This is a genomic window from Pseudomonas sp. FSL R10-0399, assembly GCF_009600165.1.
GTDB lineage: Bacteria > Pseudomonadota > Gammaproteobacteria > Pseudomonadales > Pseudomonadaceae > Aquipseudomonas > Aquipseudomonas helleri.
The window spans coordinates 1-17,108 of record NZ_WIWK01000122.1; the positions used below are offsets into that span (position 1 = coordinate 1).

Annotated in this window: 11 protein-coding genes; 5 read left to right on the plus strand and 6 right to left on the minus strand. The window is 59.3% G+C overall.

Going from position 1 to position 17,108, the window contains the following annotated elements; genetic code table 11:
• Nucleotides 1-165 precede the first annotated feature (165 nt).
• On the minus strand, nt 166-2,868 hold the full coding sequence (locus GHO41_RS24710) for a DEAD/DEAH box helicase (RefSeq protein ID WP_153434898.1): 2,703 nt from the start codon (nt 2,866-2,868) through the stop codon (nt 166-168).
• Nucleotides 2,869-2,892: 24 nt separating this feature from the next.
• Complete coding sequence (mfd, locus tag GHO41_RS24715; protein ID WP_048389314.1) at nt 2,893-6,342, minus strand: transcription-repair coupling factor; 3,450 nt, start codon at nt 6,340-6,342, stop codon at nt 2,893-2,895.
• Between the two features lie 287 nt (nt 6,343-6,629).
• Between mfd and GHO41_RS24720 the strand changes: the two genes are divergently transcribed.
• Nucleotides 6,630-8,093: a glyceraldehyde-3-phosphate dehydrogenase gene (locus GHO41_RS24720; RefSeq protein WP_048368702.1), complete on the plus strand. Its 1,464-nt coding sequence runs from the start codon at nt 6,630-6,632 to the stop codon at nt 8,091-8,093.
• A 151-nt stretch (nt 8,094-8,244) separates the two neighbouring features.
• Here the strand turns inward: GHO41_RS24720 and GHO41_RS24725 are convergent, their stop codons facing one another.
• On the minus strand, nt 8,245-9,528 hold the full coding sequence (locus tag GHO41_RS24725; protein WP_153334249.1) for an MFS transporter: 1,284 nt from the start codon (nt 9,526-9,528) through the stop codon (nt 8,245-8,247).
• A gap of 523 nt (nt 9,529-10,051) precedes the next feature.
• Between GHO41_RS24725 and sthA the strand changes: the two genes are divergently transcribed.
• Nucleotides 10,052-11,446: a Si-specific NAD(P)(+) transhydrogenase gene (gene sthA / locus GHO41_RS24730; protein WP_048368700.1), complete on the plus strand. Its 1,395-nt coding sequence runs from the start codon at nt 10,052-10,054 to the stop codon at nt 11,444-11,446.
• A gap of 42 nt (nt 11,447-11,488) precedes the next feature.
• Here sthA and GHO41_RS24735 read toward each other — a convergent pair whose 3' ends face one another.
• A complete protein-coding gene (locus tag GHO41_RS24735) occupies nt 11,489-12,211 on the minus strand; it encodes a glycerophosphodiester phosphodiesterase (RefSeq protein ID WP_048368699.1) in 723 nt (240 codons plus the stop codon).
• A gap of 52 nt (nt 12,212-12,263) precedes the next feature.
• On the minus strand, nt 12,264-12,848 hold the full coding sequence (locus GHO41_RS24740) for a PilZ domain-containing protein (RefSeq protein ID WP_153434899.1): 585 nt from the start codon (nt 12,846-12,848) through the stop codon (nt 12,264-12,266).
• Nucleotides 12,849-12,942: 94 nt separating this feature from the next.
• Between GHO41_RS24740 and GHO41_RS24745 the strand changes: the two genes are divergently transcribed.
• The 3 genes from GHO41_RS24745 (at nt 12,943) to GHO41_RS24755 (ending at nt 16,187) form a co-directional block, all read left to right on the plus strand.
• On the plus strand, nt 12,943-14,190 hold the full coding sequence (locus GHO41_RS24745) for a lipoprotein-releasing ABC transporter permease subunit (RefSeq protein WP_048368697.1): 1,248 nt from the start codon (nt 12,943-12,945) through the stop codon (nt 14,188-14,190).
• 7 nt (nt 14,191-14,197) lie between these two features.
• Nucleotides 14,198-14,881: a lipoprotein-releasing ABC transporter ATP-binding protein LolD gene (gene lolD, locus GHO41_RS24750; protein ID WP_173430604.1), complete on the plus strand. Its 684-nt coding sequence runs from the start codon at nt 14,198-14,200 to the stop codon at nt 14,879-14,881.
• Between the two features lie 61 nt (nt 14,882-14,942).
• A complete protein-coding gene (locus GHO41_RS24755) occupies nt 14,943-16,187 on the plus strand; it encodes a lipoprotein-releasing ABC transporter permease subunit (RefSeq protein ID WP_153434900.1) in 1,245 nt (414 codons plus the stop codon).
• 87 nt (nt 16,188-16,274) lie between these two features.
• Here GHO41_RS24755 and GHO41_RS24760 read toward each other — a convergent pair.
• Nucleotides 16,275-17,108, minus strand: an 834-nt coding sequence (locus GHO41_RS24760) for a heavy metal sensor histidine kinase (protein ID WP_153434901.1), incomplete at its 5' end; no start/stop codon positions are given.

Genomic DNA, 17,108 nt, shown 5'->3' on the forward strand with positions numbered 1-17,108 from the left:
GCTTGCTCGCGATCTTTTGATCTTGATCTAAGAGCCCCCCTCACCCTAGCCCTCTCCCGAAGGAGAGGGAACCGATTGGGGGATGCTGAAGATATTCGGTGGCCTGTGTGCTGCGCGACAGCGCGGCGTCGAAGACGGGGCGGCAACTCCTACAGATAAGGTGTTTTAGCGTTTTTCGTTTTTAGGCGGCAATGGCGCGAACAAGGCGTCGATGTCGTCGTCTTGCAGTTTCCAGTCTCCGGCGATGCGTCCATCGAGTACGCCTGCCGCCAAATCTGATTTTTCCTGCTGCAGGTGCTGGATTTTCTCTTCCACGGTTCCGCGCGCAATCATCTTGTACACAAACACTGGTTTTTCCTGGCCAATGCGATAGGCGCGGTCGGTGGCCTGGTTTTCGGCGGCCGGGTTCCACCACGGGTCGTAGTGGATCACGGTGTCGGCTTCAGTCAGGTTCAAGCCCACGCCACCCGCCTTGAGGCTGATCAGGAAGATCTGCAACTTGCCGCTCTGGAAATCCTTGACCGGCGCGCGTCGGTCGCGGGTTTGCCCGGTGAGCAGGGCGTAGCGGATGTTGCGCTTCTTCAGTTCGGCTTCGATCAGTTCCAACATCGAGGTGAACTGCGAAAACAAGAGAATGCGCCGACCCTCGGCAAACAGTTCTTCAAGCATGGTCATCAAGCTGTCCAGCTTGCCCGAGGTGCTGCCTTTTTTCGGCGGGGTGTTGCTGACCAGGCGCAGGTCGCAGCACACTTGACGCAGTTTAAGCAGCGCTTCAAGGATGATGATCTGGCTACGGCCTACACCTTTGCGGGTGATTTCGTCGCGGACCTTTTTATCCATCGCCAGGCGCATGGTTTCGTACACGTCGCGCTGGGCCTCGTTGAGGTCGACCCAATGGATGATCTCGGTTTTCGGCGGCAGCTCGGTGGCGACTTGTTCTTTGGTGCGACGCAACAAAAACGGTTTTATCCGGGCATTCAGGTGCTGCAAGCGCTCGTCGCTGCCCTGGCGCTCAATCGGCACCCGGTAGTTGTGGTTGAAGGTTTTAATGTCGCCCAACCATCCGGGAAGCAGGAAGTGAAACAGTGACCACAGCTCGCCCAAGTGGTTTTCCAGCGGCGTGCCGCTCAGGCACAGGCGCTGGCGGGCCACCAGCTCGCAGGCAGCCAGTGACGCCTTGCTGCCGGGGTTCTTGATGTACTGCGCTTCATCGAGGATCAATACGTGCAGCGCTAATTTGGCCAACTGCTCACTGTCTTTGGGCAGCAGTGCGTAGGTGGTGAGGATCAGGTCGTAGTCGTTAAGGTGGTCGAAGTGTTTTTTGCGCGTTGCGCCCACCAGTGCCAGCACCTTGAGTTGCGGGGTGAAATGCGCGGCTTCATCCAGCCAGTTGGGGATCAAGCTGGTGGGCATTACGACCATGGCCGGGCGGTCGAGGCGTCCGGCATTTTTCTCGCAAAGAACATGCGCCAGTGTTTGCAGGGTTTTGCCCAGGCCCATGTCGTCCGCAAGAATGCCGCCGACTTCAAGCTGGCGCAGTGACTGCATCCAGCTCAGTCCCTCCAACTGATAGGGGCGCAGGTTGGCATTGAGTCCTTCGGGGGCGTCGACGCTGAAGTCTTTGATGTCGCGCAGGCGTTGGGCAAAACCACGGATGTGCTCGCCGCCTTCCCAACGCAGCGGCATGGCGTCCAGCGCATTGAGGCGCGGGGCGTCAGCACTTTTGATGCGCAATGCGGTGGCGCCCGGCTCACCCAGATAGAACTCGTCCAGGGTCGCCAGTACCGGTTTCAGGCGGCCGTAGGGCAGCGCCACTTGCAGCGGGCCGTGGCCGCTGTTGGGCGTGGCCGGGATATTCACCAGAATCAGTTCGTCGTCGCGGCGTCGTGCGAGCTTTTCGGGGCTGAGGATGTCGGTGTGCGAGCGCATCAGGTTCAGCAGAATCGGCAGCAAGCTCAGGCGCTGGCCGTTGACGATGATCCCCAGCTCCAGGTCGAACCAGTCGTGCTCGGGGGCTTCGTCGACGTTGGCGTACCAGTCTTCGATCGGCGACAGGTCAAAGCCGAAATCTTCGTCAATCTGTAGCTCCCAGCCTTGCTCACGCAGGCCGGGCATCTGGTTCAGGGTGAAGTTGAGCCAGGCGCTGTCGTTGACCATTTCAAACAGCTCGCCGGCGCTCTCCGGCAGGGCTTTGCTCTGGCGGGTAGCGATTTTGAAGCCCAGATCGCGCAACTGCTCGCGAAAGGCGTTTTCGGCCTCGGGCTGGCGTTTGATGCGCAGGGTTTGGTGTTCCTGGCGTATCAGGATGTCTGCGGCTTTGTGCCCGCTTGCGTAGTGATCCAGGTAATTGAATGACAGCGCGGCGCGGTGCTGGGTGTAGCGCTGCATTTTCCCGTTGCGCGGTTCGAAGGCGCTGAATTCGGCGCTGGCCAGCCACAGGCGTGGCGTGGGTTGCACGTCTTCACTCAGCACTTCTGGGAGGTTGTTGGGGCGGCGCGAGTCGAGTACGGCCTGGAGTTTTTCCAGAAGCTCGGCGTCCTGGGCAGCAGCGGGGTAGTTCAAGGTGTCTTCAATCTTCAGTAAAACGGCAGCGGTGTGCTTGCAGTTAGTGCGTACAGGGCACGTACAGTTCGCGCTCACCAACAGCAGGGTGCCTTTGGCGGATTCGCGTAACTGTATGGTCTGGCGATAGGTGTTGTCCCCGGAACCCTGGCAACTGGCCGTGATCAGGCTGTCGCCAATCTGCGCGATTCTGACACGGTTTTCCCGGGCGTAGCGGCGGCCACGCTCCAGGCTTTGTTCTTTGAAACGACTGACCCAAGTCGGTGCGAGCGGCTTGGTCAGTCGCGGGTTCAGGTTCGGGGGCATGGGCGTTTCATTGCGCAGGTCCCATTACGACGACTTCGGCGTGAGGCGCTCCAGGAGGGCCTCGATGACATTGAAGCGTTCGTCCGGGCGTTCCATCGGCACCATAAATTTAAACAGCGTGGCGCCTTCGAATTTATAGCGGTTGGGCTGGCTTTGGATCAGTTTGATCAAGGTCAGCGGATCAACTGGTGTGTCGGAGGCAAATTCGACACGCCCGCCTTGTGGCCCGGCGTCGATCTTCTTGATGCCCAGTTGTTCGGCCTGCAATTTGAGCAGGGTAATGCGCACCAGGTTCTTCGTCGGCTCCGGGAGCAGGCCAAAGCGATCGATCATCTCGACCTGCAAGTCCTTTAGGCCGTCTTCGTCGGTGGCCGAGGCAATGCGCTTGTAGAGGATCAGGCGCGCATGCACATCCGGCAGGTACGATTCCGGGATCAGTGCGGGCACGCGCAGGTTGATTTCAGGACCGCCGCCCAGCGGCTGCTCAAGGTTAGGCTGCTCGCCCTTGCGAATCGACTTGACCGCGCGCTCGAGCATTTCCATGTACAGGGTAAAACCGACCGCCTGGATCTGGCCGCTTTGGCCGTCGCCGAGCAGCTCGCCCGCACCTCGGATTTCCAGGTCGTTGGTGGCCAGCACAAAACCGGCGCCCAGGTCCTGGGTGTTGGCGATGGCTTCGAGGCGCTTTTGCGCATCGCCGGTGATTTGCTGGCGCGGTGGCGTCAACAGGTAGGCGTAGGCCTGGTGGTGACTGCGTCCGACGCGGCCGCGCAATTGGTGCAACTGCGCCAGGCCGAATTTGTCTGCACGCTCGATGATGATGGTGTTGGCGCTCGGCACGTCGATACCGGTTTCGATAATGGTCGACGCGATCAGCACGTTAAAGCGCTTGTGGTAGAAGTCGCTCATCACCTGTTCGAGCTCGCTTTCGCGCATCTGCCCGTGGCCGATGCCGATCCGCGCCTCGGGCACCAGAGCTGCCAGTTCGGCGGCACATTTTTCGATGCTTTTAACGTCGTTGTGCAGGTAGTACACCTGGCCACCACGGAGCAATTCACGCAGCAGGGCCTCTTTGACCGTGCTGTTGTTTTGTTCCATGACGAAGGTGCGCACCGACAGCCGGCGCGCCGGTGGCGTGGCGATGATCGACAGGTCGCGCATGCCCGACACCGCCATGTTCAGCGTGCGCGGGATCGGCGTGGCAGTGAGGGTCAGAATGTCGACTTCGCTGCGCAGGGCCTTGAGCTGTTCTTTTTGACGTACACCGAAGCGGTGTTCTTCGTCGATGATCACCAGCCCCAGGTTTTTGATTTTGACGTCGTCCTGCAGCAGCTTGTGCGTGCCGATCACGATGTCGATCTTGCCTTCGGCCAGATCGGCCACGGCCTGGTTGATCTCTTTGGCGGACTTGAAGCGGCTCATCACTTCAACGCGGACCGGCCAGTCAGCAAAGCGGTCGCGGAAGCTGTTGTAGTGCTGTTGGGCGAGCAGGGTGGTTGGCACCAGAATCGCCACCTGACGGCCGCCGTGCACGGCAATAAAGGCCGCGCGCATGGCTACCTCGGTTTTACCGAAGCCCACATCGCCACACACCAGACGGTCCATCGGCTTGGGCGACAACATGTCGGCGCGCACGGCTTCGATGGTGGTTTGCTGGTCCGGGGTTTCTTCAAACGGGAAGCCAGCACTGAAGGTGGCGTAATCGGCCTTCGGGTCGGCAAACGCATGGCCTTCGCGGGCGGCGCGGCGGGCGTAGATGTCGAGCAGCTCGGCGGCCACGTCACGCACTTGTTCGGCGGCTTTGCGTTTGGCTTTTTGCCAGGTCTCGGAGCCCAGGCGGTGCAGCGGCGCCAGTTCGTCATCGCTGCCGGTGTAGCGGGCAATCAGGTGCAGGTTGGCCACCGGCACGTAGAGCTTGGCGCCTTCGGCGTATTCCAGAGTAAGGAATTCGGCCACCTGATTGTCGACTTCCAGCGTCGCCAATCCCTGATAACGGCCCACGCCGTGGTCAATGTGCACCACCGGCGCGCCTTCGCGCAGTTCGGTAAGGTTTTTGATCACTGCATCGTTGTTGGCGTCGGCGCGTTTTTCACGGCGTCGACGTTGCATGACGCGTTGCCCGAACAGAGGGCTTTCGGCGATCAGCGCCAGCGCCGGGTCATCCAGCAGCAAGCCTTCATCCAGCGGGGCGATGGTGATCGCCAGGCGGTGTTTGCTGGCGACAAAGTCCGGCCAGTTGTCGACGTTTTTCGGCCGCAGCTTCAGGCGTTCGAGCAGTTCGAGCAGCACTTCGCGGCGCCCGGCCGATTCGGCGGTGAACAGCACGCGGCCATCAAATTGCTCGAGGAAGCCGGACAACGCCGCCAACGGCTGGTTGGCCTTGGCTTCAATGGCCAGGTTCGGGAGCGGTTGCGCCGGGAAGCGTTCGCGGCCACTGCCAGCGTCGATGTCGTCCTGGCTGGCGACCACGCGTGGCCAGCTTTTAAGCCGGGCAAAGCAGTCTTCAACTGGCAGGAACAATTCGGCCGGGGGCAACAACGGTCGCGACGGATCGATGCGGCGTTCTTCGTAGCGGTTGCGCACATCCGACCAGAAGTTCTCTGCCGCCTGCTCGATACCTGGCAGCGAGAACACTTGCGTGTCCCCCGGCAGGTAGTCGAACAGCGTCGAGGTTTCGTCGAAAAACAGCGGCAGGTAATACTCGATCCCCGCCGGGGTGATCCCGCTGGTCAGGTCTTGAAAGATCGGGCAGCGACGGAAGTCGACATCGAAGCGCTCGCGAAAACGCGCCTTGAATCGGGTCACGGCGTCTTTTTGCAGCGGGAACTCGCGGGCCGGCAGCAAGCGCACCGACTCCACTTTGTCGATGGAGCGCTGGGTCTCCGGATCGAAGGTGCGCAGGGTCTCGATTTCATCGTCGAACAGATCGATCCGGTACGGCAGTTTGCTGCCCATCGGGAACAGGTCGATCAACGCACCGCGCACGGCGAACTCGCCATGCTCATACACCGTGTCAACGCAGCGATAACCACTGGCCTCAAGGCGCGTGCGCATTTGCTCGACATCAAGCTTTTGCCCCACGTCCAGCACCAGGCTGCTGCCCAGCAGGAACTTGGTCGGCGCCAGGCGATGTAGGGCGGTAGTGATCGGCACTACCAAAACACCGTGGTCCAGCTCTGGCAGCCTGTAAAGGCTGGCAATGCGCTGGGAAATGATGTCCTGATGCGGCGAGAACAAGTCGTAGGGCAGGGTTTCCCAGTCGGGGAAATGCAACACCGGCAGTTCGGGGGCGAAAAAGCGTAATTCCTGCTCAAGGCGTTCAGCACTTTGGCTGTCGGCAGTCAGGAGCAGGGTGAAGCGCTTGGCGGCGCTGGCGGCCTCGGCAATGGCGAGGCTCAGGGCAGCACCGGGCAGATTGCTCCAGTGCTGTTTACCTGCCGTAGCAGGGAGTTTGGGTAGACGCAGGACGGGCACGGAAGGTTGAGCTCCAAGCGTTGCGGCAAAGAGGCTAAGTGTAACGGCCAAGGGGATGGCTGTCAGTTGCCGTCTTTAATGGAGTCTTGAATTCACCGCTTCAAGGCGTAAAACATTGGGCCAGAGGGCGTTGCAGCACGGCTTGAAGCCGCAAAAAAGCCCATTGTTAGAAAATTATTTACCTTTATTTGTTGGTGCTTAAACGTTTCAGTTGAGGTGTGTGACAGGCGTGCATTGCCCATATCTGGACACAACTGCATAATGTAGCCCCTTTTTTCAGCCCCTACATGTGGAAGGTTCCCGTGACTCAGAAGCCCGACCAGTGTCTTGGTGAATGGATCGACCGTGAAGCACTCGCAGAAGCGATGATTCCGCTCATCGGTCAGCTTTACCGCAATAACAATGTGGTGAGTTCGATCTATGGCCGCAGCCTGATCAACCGTTCAGTCATTGCGATTCTCAAAGCGCACCGCTTTGCCCGTCATCGCCAGTCCGATGACAGCGAATTGTCCGTGCACGAAACTTTCCCGCTGCTCAAAGCGATGAGCGAGCTCAAGCTCGGCGCCGCGTCGGTAGATCTGGGCAAGCTGGCAGTCAAGTTCAAGGCTGAAGGCAATGGCCGTACGGCCGAGCAGTTCGTTCGCGAAGAACTGGCCGATGTGGTTGGTCAGCAAAACGCTTCTGCACGTAAAGGCACTGACGTTGTGCTGTACGGCTTCGGTCGTATCGGCCGTCTGCTGGCCCGTATCCTGATCGAAAAAACCGGTGGCGGCGACGGCCTGCGTCTGCGTGCCATCGTTGTGCGCAAAGGCGCCGAAAATGATCTGGTCAAGCGCGCCAGCCTGCTGCGTCGTGACTCGGTACATGGTCCGTTCGACGGCACCATCGTGGTCGATGAAGAAAACAACACCATCACCGCCAACGGTAACCTGATCCAGGTGATCTACGCGAAGAACCCGACTGAGGTGGACTACACCCAGTACGGCATTCAGAACGCCCTGCTGGTGGACAACACCGGTGTATGGCGTGACGCCGACGGCCTGGGTCAGCACTTGCAGTGCCCGGGTATCGACCGCGTTGTTCTGACTGCGCCGGGTAAAGGCAAGCTGAAGAACATCGTTCACGGCATCAACCACGGCGAAATCACCGCAGACGACAAGATCGTTTCGGCGGCATCCTGCACCACCAACGCCATCGTGCCGGTGCTCAAGGCTGTCAACGACAAGTTCGGTATCGTCAACGGTCACGTTGAGACTGTTCACTCGTACACCAACGACCAGAACCTGATCGACAACTTCCACAAAGGCGATCGCCGTGGCCGTAGCGCCGCGCTGAACATGGTGATCACCGAGACCGGTGCTGCGACAGCTGCTGCCAAGGCATTGCCTGAACTGGCTGGCAAGCTGACCGGTAACGCGATCCGTGTTCCGACGCCAAACGTGTCGATGGCCATTCTCAACCTGAACCTTGAGAAGTCGGCTACCCGCGAAGAAATGAACGACTACCTGCGTCACATGGCGCTGCACTCCGATCTGCACAAGCAGATCGACTTCGTGAGCTCCCAGGAAGTGGTATCGACTGACTTCGTAGGTTCGCGTCACGCCGGTGTGGTGGATGCTGAAGCGACTATCTGCAATGACAACCGCGTTGTGCTGTACGTGTGGTACGACAACGAATTCGGTTACAGCTGCCAGGTAGTGCGTGTGATGGAAGACATGGCCGGGGTTAACCCGCCAGCGTTCCCGCGCTAAGCACTCGTTGCAACTAAAAACGCCCCGACTGGTTCGGGGCGTTTTTGTGTGCGGCATTTAAAAACCTGTAGGAGCGAGCTTGTCTCGCGATCTTTTAAACGATCAAAAGATCGCGAGGCAAGCTCGCTCCTACAGATAGGCGCAGGTCCGCTTAAGCTGCTTGCGCTACGCGCAACTGATGCTTGTTACCGCGAAACAGCGCCACGGTGGCAATCAGGCCCAATACGGCGGCACCGGTGAGCCACAGGCCGGGGGCTGCTTTGTTGTCCAGGGCGTGGATCAGGTAGGTACACGCGGCCGGGGTAAAGCCTCCGAAGGTCGCGGTGGCCAGGCTGTAAGCCAGTGAGAAGCCTGTGGTGCGCACTTCAGCGGGCATGATTTCGGTCAGTGCAACCACCATTGCACCGTTGTACGAGCCGTACAGGAACGACAACCACAACTCCACGATCAGCAAGTGGCTGAAGCTCGGGTTGGCCACCAGCCAGGACAAGGCCGGGTAGGCGGTGAGGATGGCGAGAATGGTTGCGCCCAGCAGCAGCGGTCGGCGACCGATTTTGTCAGACAGTGCGCCCATGATCGGCAGCCAGATGAAGTTCGACAGGCCAATACAGACGGTCACCAGCAGCGCTTCAAGATCTGACAGGTGCAGCTCGGTCTTGCCGAAGGTCGGGGTGTAGGCGGTGATGAGGTAGAAAGACACAGTGGTCATCACCACCAGCGCCATACCGCCCAGTACCAGGCCAAAGTTCTGGCCGATGGAGGTGATGATTTCACGCAGGGTAGGGCGATGTTTGCGGGCTTCGAACTCCGGTGTTTCTTCCATCGACTTACGGATGACAAAGATCACCGGCACGATCATGCAGCCGACCAAAAACGGAATCCGCCAGCCCCAGTCACCCATGTCTTCCGGGCTCAGCCAGTGGTTCAGGCCAACGCCCATCAAACCTGCGAAAACTACCGCAGCCTGTTGGCTCGCGGACTGCCAGCTCACGAAGAAGCCTTTGCGGCCCGGTGTGGCGATTTCCGCCAGGTACACCGATACGCCGCCCAGCTCCACGCCCGCCGAGAAACCTTGCAACAGACGGCCAAGCAGCACCAGCAGCGGTGCCGCGACGCCCAGGGTGGCATAACCCGGTACGCAGGCAATCAGCACGGTGCCCATGGCCATCAGGGCCAGGGTAATGATCAAACCTTTGCGACGGCCGTGTCGGTCGATGTAGGCGCCCAGAAAAATAGCGCCCAATGGACGCATCAGGAAACCGGCGCCAAAGGTCGCCAGGGCAAGCATTAAGGATGCGAAAGCGCTGTCGCTGGGGAAGAAGGTTTTGGCAATGGCCGTGGCGTAAAAGCCAAAGACCATGAAGTCGAACATTTCGAGAAAGTTGCCGCTGACAACGCGAAAAATCGCTTTGCCTTTGCCTGTACTGGAGGCCATCAGAAATCACCCGCTGTTATCTGTTTTATGCGTAATCCATGTTTGTTGCTTGTCCACACTGCAAGATCAAGGCGCACGCCGTTGTACAAAACAGTTTTGTAACGATATGTGTATCAGGCCGTCCAGGCAACTTTTGTTGCTGTTGCGCGTCGGATTCAAGGGCTTTGGACCCGTAAAGGCTGGCGATTTTTTTTGATTAATCCTGGCGGGGTGAGCGAGATGCTCCGGCGGATTTTGGGCTTTTGATGATTTTTTGCGCACAAGATGAACGCAACATTACGTGCATCACAGCTCTCGCGTTTTACAGCGAGGGCTGCTTTTGGCGAGGCTGACATGAGGGTGAAATGCAAACGGTGATGTAGTGCAGACAAAATTAGCCTACGACAAGACCAAGGGTTAATGTTCGCCGCGGTCAGGCTTCTATAGACTGTGCCCCACGTTTTGATCCTTCATGGCGCTGGCCGCGACATGATTTAGCCGTAGGTGCCCAAAGCGGTGCCACGGCCTGTTCTGAGGAGTACGCATGGCTGTCTACAACTACGATGTAGTGGTACTGGGCTCTGGCCCTGCAGGAGAAGGCGCGGCAATGAACGCCGCTAAAGCAGGGCGCAAGGTAGCAATGGTCGACAGCCGGCGTCAGGTCGGCGGCAACTGCACGCACTTGGGCACGATCCCGTCCAAAGCCTTGCGTCACTCGGTTCGCCAGATCATGCAGTTCAACACCAACCCGATGTTCCGGGCCATTGGTGAGCCGCGTTGGTTCTCGTTCCCGGACGTGCTTAAAAGCGCAGAAAAAGTCATTTCCAAGCAAGTGGCTTCGCGCACCGGTTACTACGCGCGCAACCGCGTTGACCTGTTCTTCGGTACCGGCAGCTTCAATGACGAACAGTCCATTCAGGTGGTGTGCCCTAACGGCGTGGTTGAAACCCTGATCGCCAAGCAAATCATTATCGCCACCGGCTCGCGTCCTTATCGCCCGGCCGATATCGATTTCACCCACTCGCGTATCTACGATAGCGACACCATCCTCAGCCTGGGCCACACCCCGCGCAAGTTGATCATTTACGGCGCTGGCGTGATCGGTTGCGAATACGCATCGATCTTCAGCGGTCTGGGTGTATTGGTTGAGCTGGTCGACAACCGTGGGCAATTGCTCAGCTTCCTCGACGCCGAAATCTCCCAGGCTTTGAGCTATCACTTCAGCAACAACAACGTCACTGTTCGCCACAATGAAGAGTACGAGCGGGTTGAAGGCGTTGAAAACGGCGTGATCCTGCACCTTAAATCCGGCAAAAAGATCAAGGCAGACGCCTTGCTCTGGTGCAACGGCCGTACCGGCAACACCGATCAGTTGGGCCTGGAAAACGTCGGCCTCAAGGCCAATGGCCGTGGCCAGGTGCATGTGGATGAAAACTACCGCACCGACGTGCCGAACATCTACGCCGCTGGCGATGTGATCGGCTGGCCAAGCCTGGCCAGTGCGGCTCACGACCAGGGTCGTTCAGCCGCTGGCAGCATTGTCGACAATGGCAGCTGGCGCTTCGTCAATGATGTACCGACCGGTATTTACACCATTCCGGAGATCAGCTCGATCGGCAAGAACGAGCAGGAGCTGACCCAGGCCAAAGTACCGTACGAAGTGGGCAAGGCGTTCTTCAAGAGCATGGCGCGTGCACAGATTGCCGGCGAGCCTCAGGGGATGCTGAAAATCCTGTTCCATCGCGAAACCCTTGAAGTGCTGGGCGTTCACTGCTTCGGTTATCAGGCTTCAGAGATCGTACACATCGGCCAGGCAATCATGAACCAGCCGGGCGAACTGAACACCCTGAAGTACTTCGTCAACACCACGTTCAACTACCCGACCATGGCTGAAGCCTATCGGGTAGCCGCTTACGATGGCCTCAACCGGCTTTTTTAAGCGGCTCCGGCCGGTGGCCTGAGCCGGTCGGGGAGACCGATTTCAGCCATTCCCAAGGGTGGCAGTGGCCAAACCGGGAAAGTCTGTAATCAGGCTGTCGACGCCGAAATCAGCGAGTCTGCGCATCAGTGCAGGCTCGTTGACTGTCCACACCGACACATGCAACCCCTGGCGCTGAGCCTTGGCCAGACGTTCAGGCGTGCAGAGTGTCCAGTTCAACGCCAGCATCTCGCAACCGTAATTCTGGGCGACCTTCAGCGGGTCGAGCCAGGCGTACTCGGCTACCAGGCCGCGTGACAGGTCCGGGGTCAGCTCCAGCGCGGCCTTGAGCACTTCTCGCGAGCTGGAGGTGACGGTGACTTTGTCCATCAGGCCATGGCGTTCAGCCATTTCGCGGATCGCCAGCACGGTGGTGGCAGCGCGGGTGCGCGAGGCGCTTTTGACTTCCAGTTGCCAGTGCTCAAAGTTGCACTTTTCAAACAGTTCTTCCAGACGCGGGATCGGGCACGGATGTACCCAGCCCGGGCCGCCTTTGCGTGCGTCATAGGTCACCAGGTCGGCAGCGGTCTGTTCAATTACCTTGCCGCGTCGATCGGTGGTGCGTTTGAGGGTCGGGTCGTGGATCACCATCAACTCGCCATCTTTGGACAAGTGCAAATCCAGTTCGCAACGACGAACGCCGTGCTTGAGGCATTGCTCAAAGCTGGCAAGGGTGTTTTCCGGTGCTTCGCCTTTGGCGCCGCGATGGCCATAAATCAGGGTCACAATTGCTCCTTTATGCAGCATTCACTGCGTCTACAGAGAGGCCGTTGAAGGCTTACTCGGTCGTTGGATCGTCTAAGTCGCGCGCCAGGCGTCGTGCCTGAGCCTGTTTTTGCAAAATATGGCGTGCCAGCAATTGGCGCTGGGTTTCGCTCAGTGCTTCAAATTCTGTTGCTATCCAATAACGCCCGGCTTCGGCCCGGCATTCAACGATCCGGGCGCGCAGCAGTAACCCCAAGGCTTGCGGCATCAACACCAGCTTGACCGATACATGGCTATCAACCGGGTAAGCCTGAGAATGGTGAAAGTCGATACCGCCTTCGGACAGCGTGACCGGTTGCAGTTCGCCGACCTTGCCCAGCACGGTTTGCGCGACGATCTGGCTGAGCAGATCGACGCGTTTGTTCAGGGTTTTAAGGTAACTGGACAGCGTGCGGTCGCGCTCGCTGATCTGGCGCAACAGGTGTTGGGACTCGAATTCGCTGAGGTGCAATTCACTGAGCAAATTGAAGAGCGGGGATGCATCCTGCAACACTTTACCGCTATCGGCCTCGACGGCCGACAGCGGGGTGATTTCCAGTGCGATCACATCCTCGATACGGTAGTATTCGCGGCGATTTGCTTCATCTAATGTCGACATGGCGAACCCATGATGGCGGCTGTGGTCAGAGTGTAAAGCTGCTTATCAGGCCCCGCCACAAGGACGCCTTCTTTTCCCCAGAACAAGCCCCGACATGTTCAGACCTCTCTTCGTATTTATTGGCACGCGTTATACCCGTGCAAAGCGTCGCAATCATTTTGTGTCGTTCATTTCCCTGACTTCAATGATCGGGCTCGCCCTTGGCGTGGTCGTGATGATTGTCGTGCTCTCGGTGATGAACGGCTTCGATCATGAAATGCGCACCCGCGTGCTGGGCATGGTGCCCCACGCGACTATTGTCGGCGATCAACCGATCACAGACTGGCAAAGCCTGGCCGCCAAGGTCCAGCAAAACCCGAAAGTGGAGGCGGTTGCGCCGTTCACCCAGATGCAGGGGTTGCTGACCCATGATGGCAATGTGCAGAAAGTCCTGCTCAATGCTATCGACCCGGTGCAGGAGCGCAAAGTCTCGATCATCGATCACTTCATGCAGGAGGGGCAACTCGACTCCCTGACGCCCGGCAGCTTCGGCATCATTATTGGTGACAAGGCCGCCAAAGCGCTGGGCGTGGGTGTGGGCGACAAGCTGACCTTCGTGGCCCCGGAAGTGTCCGTGACCCCGGCCGGCATGTTCCCGCGCATGAAGCGCTTCACCGTGCAGGGCATTTTCCATGTTGGCGCGGGCGAGATCGACGGCTACCTCGGCCTGACCAACTTGCAGGATCTGGCGCGCATGCAGCGCTGGAAGCCTGACCAGGTACAGGGCTTGCGCCTCAAGTTCGGTGATTTGTTTGAGGCCCCGCGCGGCGCGTGGGAAATCGCCCAGCATTTGGGTGATAGCTATTACGCCCGTGACTGGACCCGTACCCACGGCAACCTGTACCAGGCCATCCGCATGGAAAAAGCCATGATCGGCCTGCTGCTGTTGCTGATCGTGGCCGTGGCGGCGTTCAACATCATTTCCACGCTGGTGATGGTGGTCAATGACAAGAAAGGCGACATCGCCATTCTGCGGACCTTGGGCGCGACACCGGGCACCATCATGGCCATCTTTATGGTGCAGGGCACGGTGATTGGCGTGGTCGGCACAGCCATCGGCGCGGTGGTGGGCATCCTTGCCGCGCTGAATGTGAGCGCTGCGATCTCGGCCCTCGAAGGCCTGATCGGTCACAAGTTTCTCAATGCTGACGTGTACTTCATCGACTACCTGCCGTCGCAATTGCAGGCGCAGGATGTGTTGATGGTGTGCGGTGCAGCGTTGGTTCTGAGTTTCCTCGCGACCTTGTACCCGGCCTGGCGTGCTGCGCGCACCCAGCCTGCGCAGGCGCTTCGTTATGAGTGAGTTGGGCATGAAAGAACAAGCAGTGTTGAGTTGCCGCGACCTGGGCAAGGCCTACGAGGAAGGCCCGGAGTCGGTGGTGGTGTTGTCGGGCTTGCAGTTAGAGCTGCATCCGGGTGAGCGCGTGGCGATTGTCGGTACTTCGGGCTCGGGTAAAAGTACCTTGCTGAACCTGCTCGGCGGCCTCGATACCCCGACCACCGGCAGCGTGTGGCTGGCTGGCGAAGAGTTGTCGGCGCTGGGTGAAAAGGCCCGTGGCCTGCTGCGTAACCGCTCGCTGGGCTTTGTGTACCAGTTCCACCACTTGCTGCCGGAGTTCACCGCACTTGAGAACGTGTGCATGCCGCTGTTGATCGGCAAAACCCCGATCCCCGAGGCGCGCGAGCGTGCCACAGCGTTGCTGACCCGTGTCGGCCTGGGCCATCGCCTTGAGCACAAACCCGCCGAGCTGTCGGGTGGTGAGCGCCAGCGTGTGGCAATTGCCCGTGCACTGGTTAACAAGCCGGGGCTGGTGATGCTCGATGAGCCCACCGGTAACCTCGACTCGCACACCGCGCAAGGCATTCAGGATTTGATGCTGGAACTCAGCACCTCGATGCGCACCGCGTTCCTGGTGGTGACCCACGACATGAACCTGGCCCGGCAGATGGATCGCGTGTTGCACCTTCAAGAAGGTCGCCTGACCGCGATTTGATCGGCCAAGCCCGACGCTGAATCACGGCGTCGGGCCTTTTATTTTTATACGGTGCCCGCGAATGTTCAGACCGTTATCGATTTTTATCGGCACGCGCTATACCCGCGCCAAGCGCCGCAATCGCTTTGTTTCGTTTATCTCCATGACCTCGATGATCGGCCTCGCCCTGGGCGTGCTGGCGATGATCGTGGTGTTGTCGGTGATGAACGGTTTTCAGCGCGAGATGAGTAACCGCATCCTCGGCATGGTGCCGCACGCAACCATCGTTGGCGTCAAGCCGATTGATGACTGGCGCCCGGTGGCCGAAGCGGCGATGAAAAACCCGGAAGTCACGGCGGCTGTGCCGTTTACCGAGATGGACGGCATGTTGTCGTACAAAGGCTCGATGCAACCGATCCAGATCAGCGGTGTGGATCCGGCATTGGAAGGGCAGGTGTCCATCGTCGCCAAGCACATCGTGCAGGGCAAACTTGAAGACCTTAAGCCGGGCGAGTTCGGCGTTGTGCTGGGGGATATCACGGCGCGGCGTTTTCGCCTGAGCGTCGGTGACAAAATCACCTTGATCGTACCCGAGGCCAGCACCGCGCCCGGCGGGATTACTCCACGCTTGCAGCGTCTGAATGTGGTCGGCATCTTCAAGGTCGGCGCTGAGCTGGATGGTTCGATGGGCCTGGTGAACATGGCCGATGCTGCGGCCATTCAGCATTGGCAACCTAATCAGGTGCAAAGCGTGCGTCTTGCGGTCAAAGACTTGTACGCAGCGCCAAAAGTGTCGCAGCAAATTGCTGCCGGGCTGGGCGCGGACTACAAGGCCGATGATTGGACCCACACCCAGGGCAGCCTGTTCAGCGCCATGAAAATGGAAAAAACCATGATCGGCCTGTTGCTGCTGATGATTGTCGCCGTGGCGGCGTTCAACATCATTGCCACCTTGATCATGGTGGTGAACGACAAGGGTGCGGACATCGCGATCTTGCGCACCATCGGCGCGACGCCGCGTCAGATCATGGCGATTTTCATGGTGCAGGGCACGGTGATCGGCATCGTCGGTACGTTGATCGGTGGCGTACTGGGCGTGATAGCCGCCTTGAATGTCAGCGAACTGGTGGGCTGGATCGAGCGGATTTCCGGGCAGCATATTTTCAGCTCGGACGTGTACTTCGTCAGCAACCTGCCGTCAGAGCTGCAAGGTGGCGACGTCGCGTTGATCTGCGGCGCGGGGTTTTTGTTGAGCTTTTTGGCGACGTTGTACCCGGCTTACCGCGCGGCCAAAATCGAGCCTGCACACGCGTTGCGGTATTCCTGATCTACCCTGGCCCTCTGTAGGAGCGAGCTTGCTCGCGATCTTTTGATCTTTAAAGATCGCGAGCAAGCTCGCTCCTACAGAGGGATGTCAGGCATGACAGGGCAACTCAATCACAAACTGTGTCCAGCCTTCCTGCGATTCACACCTGATCTGCCCGCCATGGGCGCGAATGATCGATTGGGTGATGGCCAACCCCAAACCTGCATGTTCGCTACTGCCTTCGCTGCGCGCCGGGTCGGCCCGGTAAAAACGGTCGAACAATCGCGGCAACAAATCGGCACTGATTCCGGGGCCGGTGTTGGACAGGCTGATGCGTACAGCGGTCGCCGCTTCGCTGATCACTACCTTGATCGCCCCGCCAGCCGGTGTGTAACGCAAGGCGTTATCCAGCAGGTTGGAAAGGGCGCGCCGCAACATGCTGCGGTCTCCGGCGATCTGGGCATGGCCTTCGCGGGTCAGTTCGATCTGTGAGTCTTCGGCCAGCAGCGCATAAAACTCCAGCAGCGAATCCACCTCATTGGCCAGCTCCAGGGGCTCGCGGCGCGGGGTCAGCAAGCCATGGTCGGCCTTGGCCAGGTACAGCATGTCGTTGACCAGTTGGGCCATCCATTGCAGTTCTTCAAGGTTGCTGTGCAGCGCTTCTTTGTAAGCTTCGATGTCTCGCGGCCGGGTCAGGGTGACTTGGGTGTGGGTCAGTACGTTGGACAGCGGTGTGCGCAGTTCATGGGCAATGTCGGCGGAGAACGCCGACAGGCGCTGAAAGGAGTCGTCGAGGCGCTCCAGCATGGCGTTGAAGGCGATCGCCAGCTCCGCCAGTTCGGGCGGCATCTGTGCGTGGGGCAGGCGTGCCTTCAACGAGTCGGCGGACACGCTGCCAGCAATCGCGCTCATACGGCGCAGCGGGCGCAACCCGCTACGGGC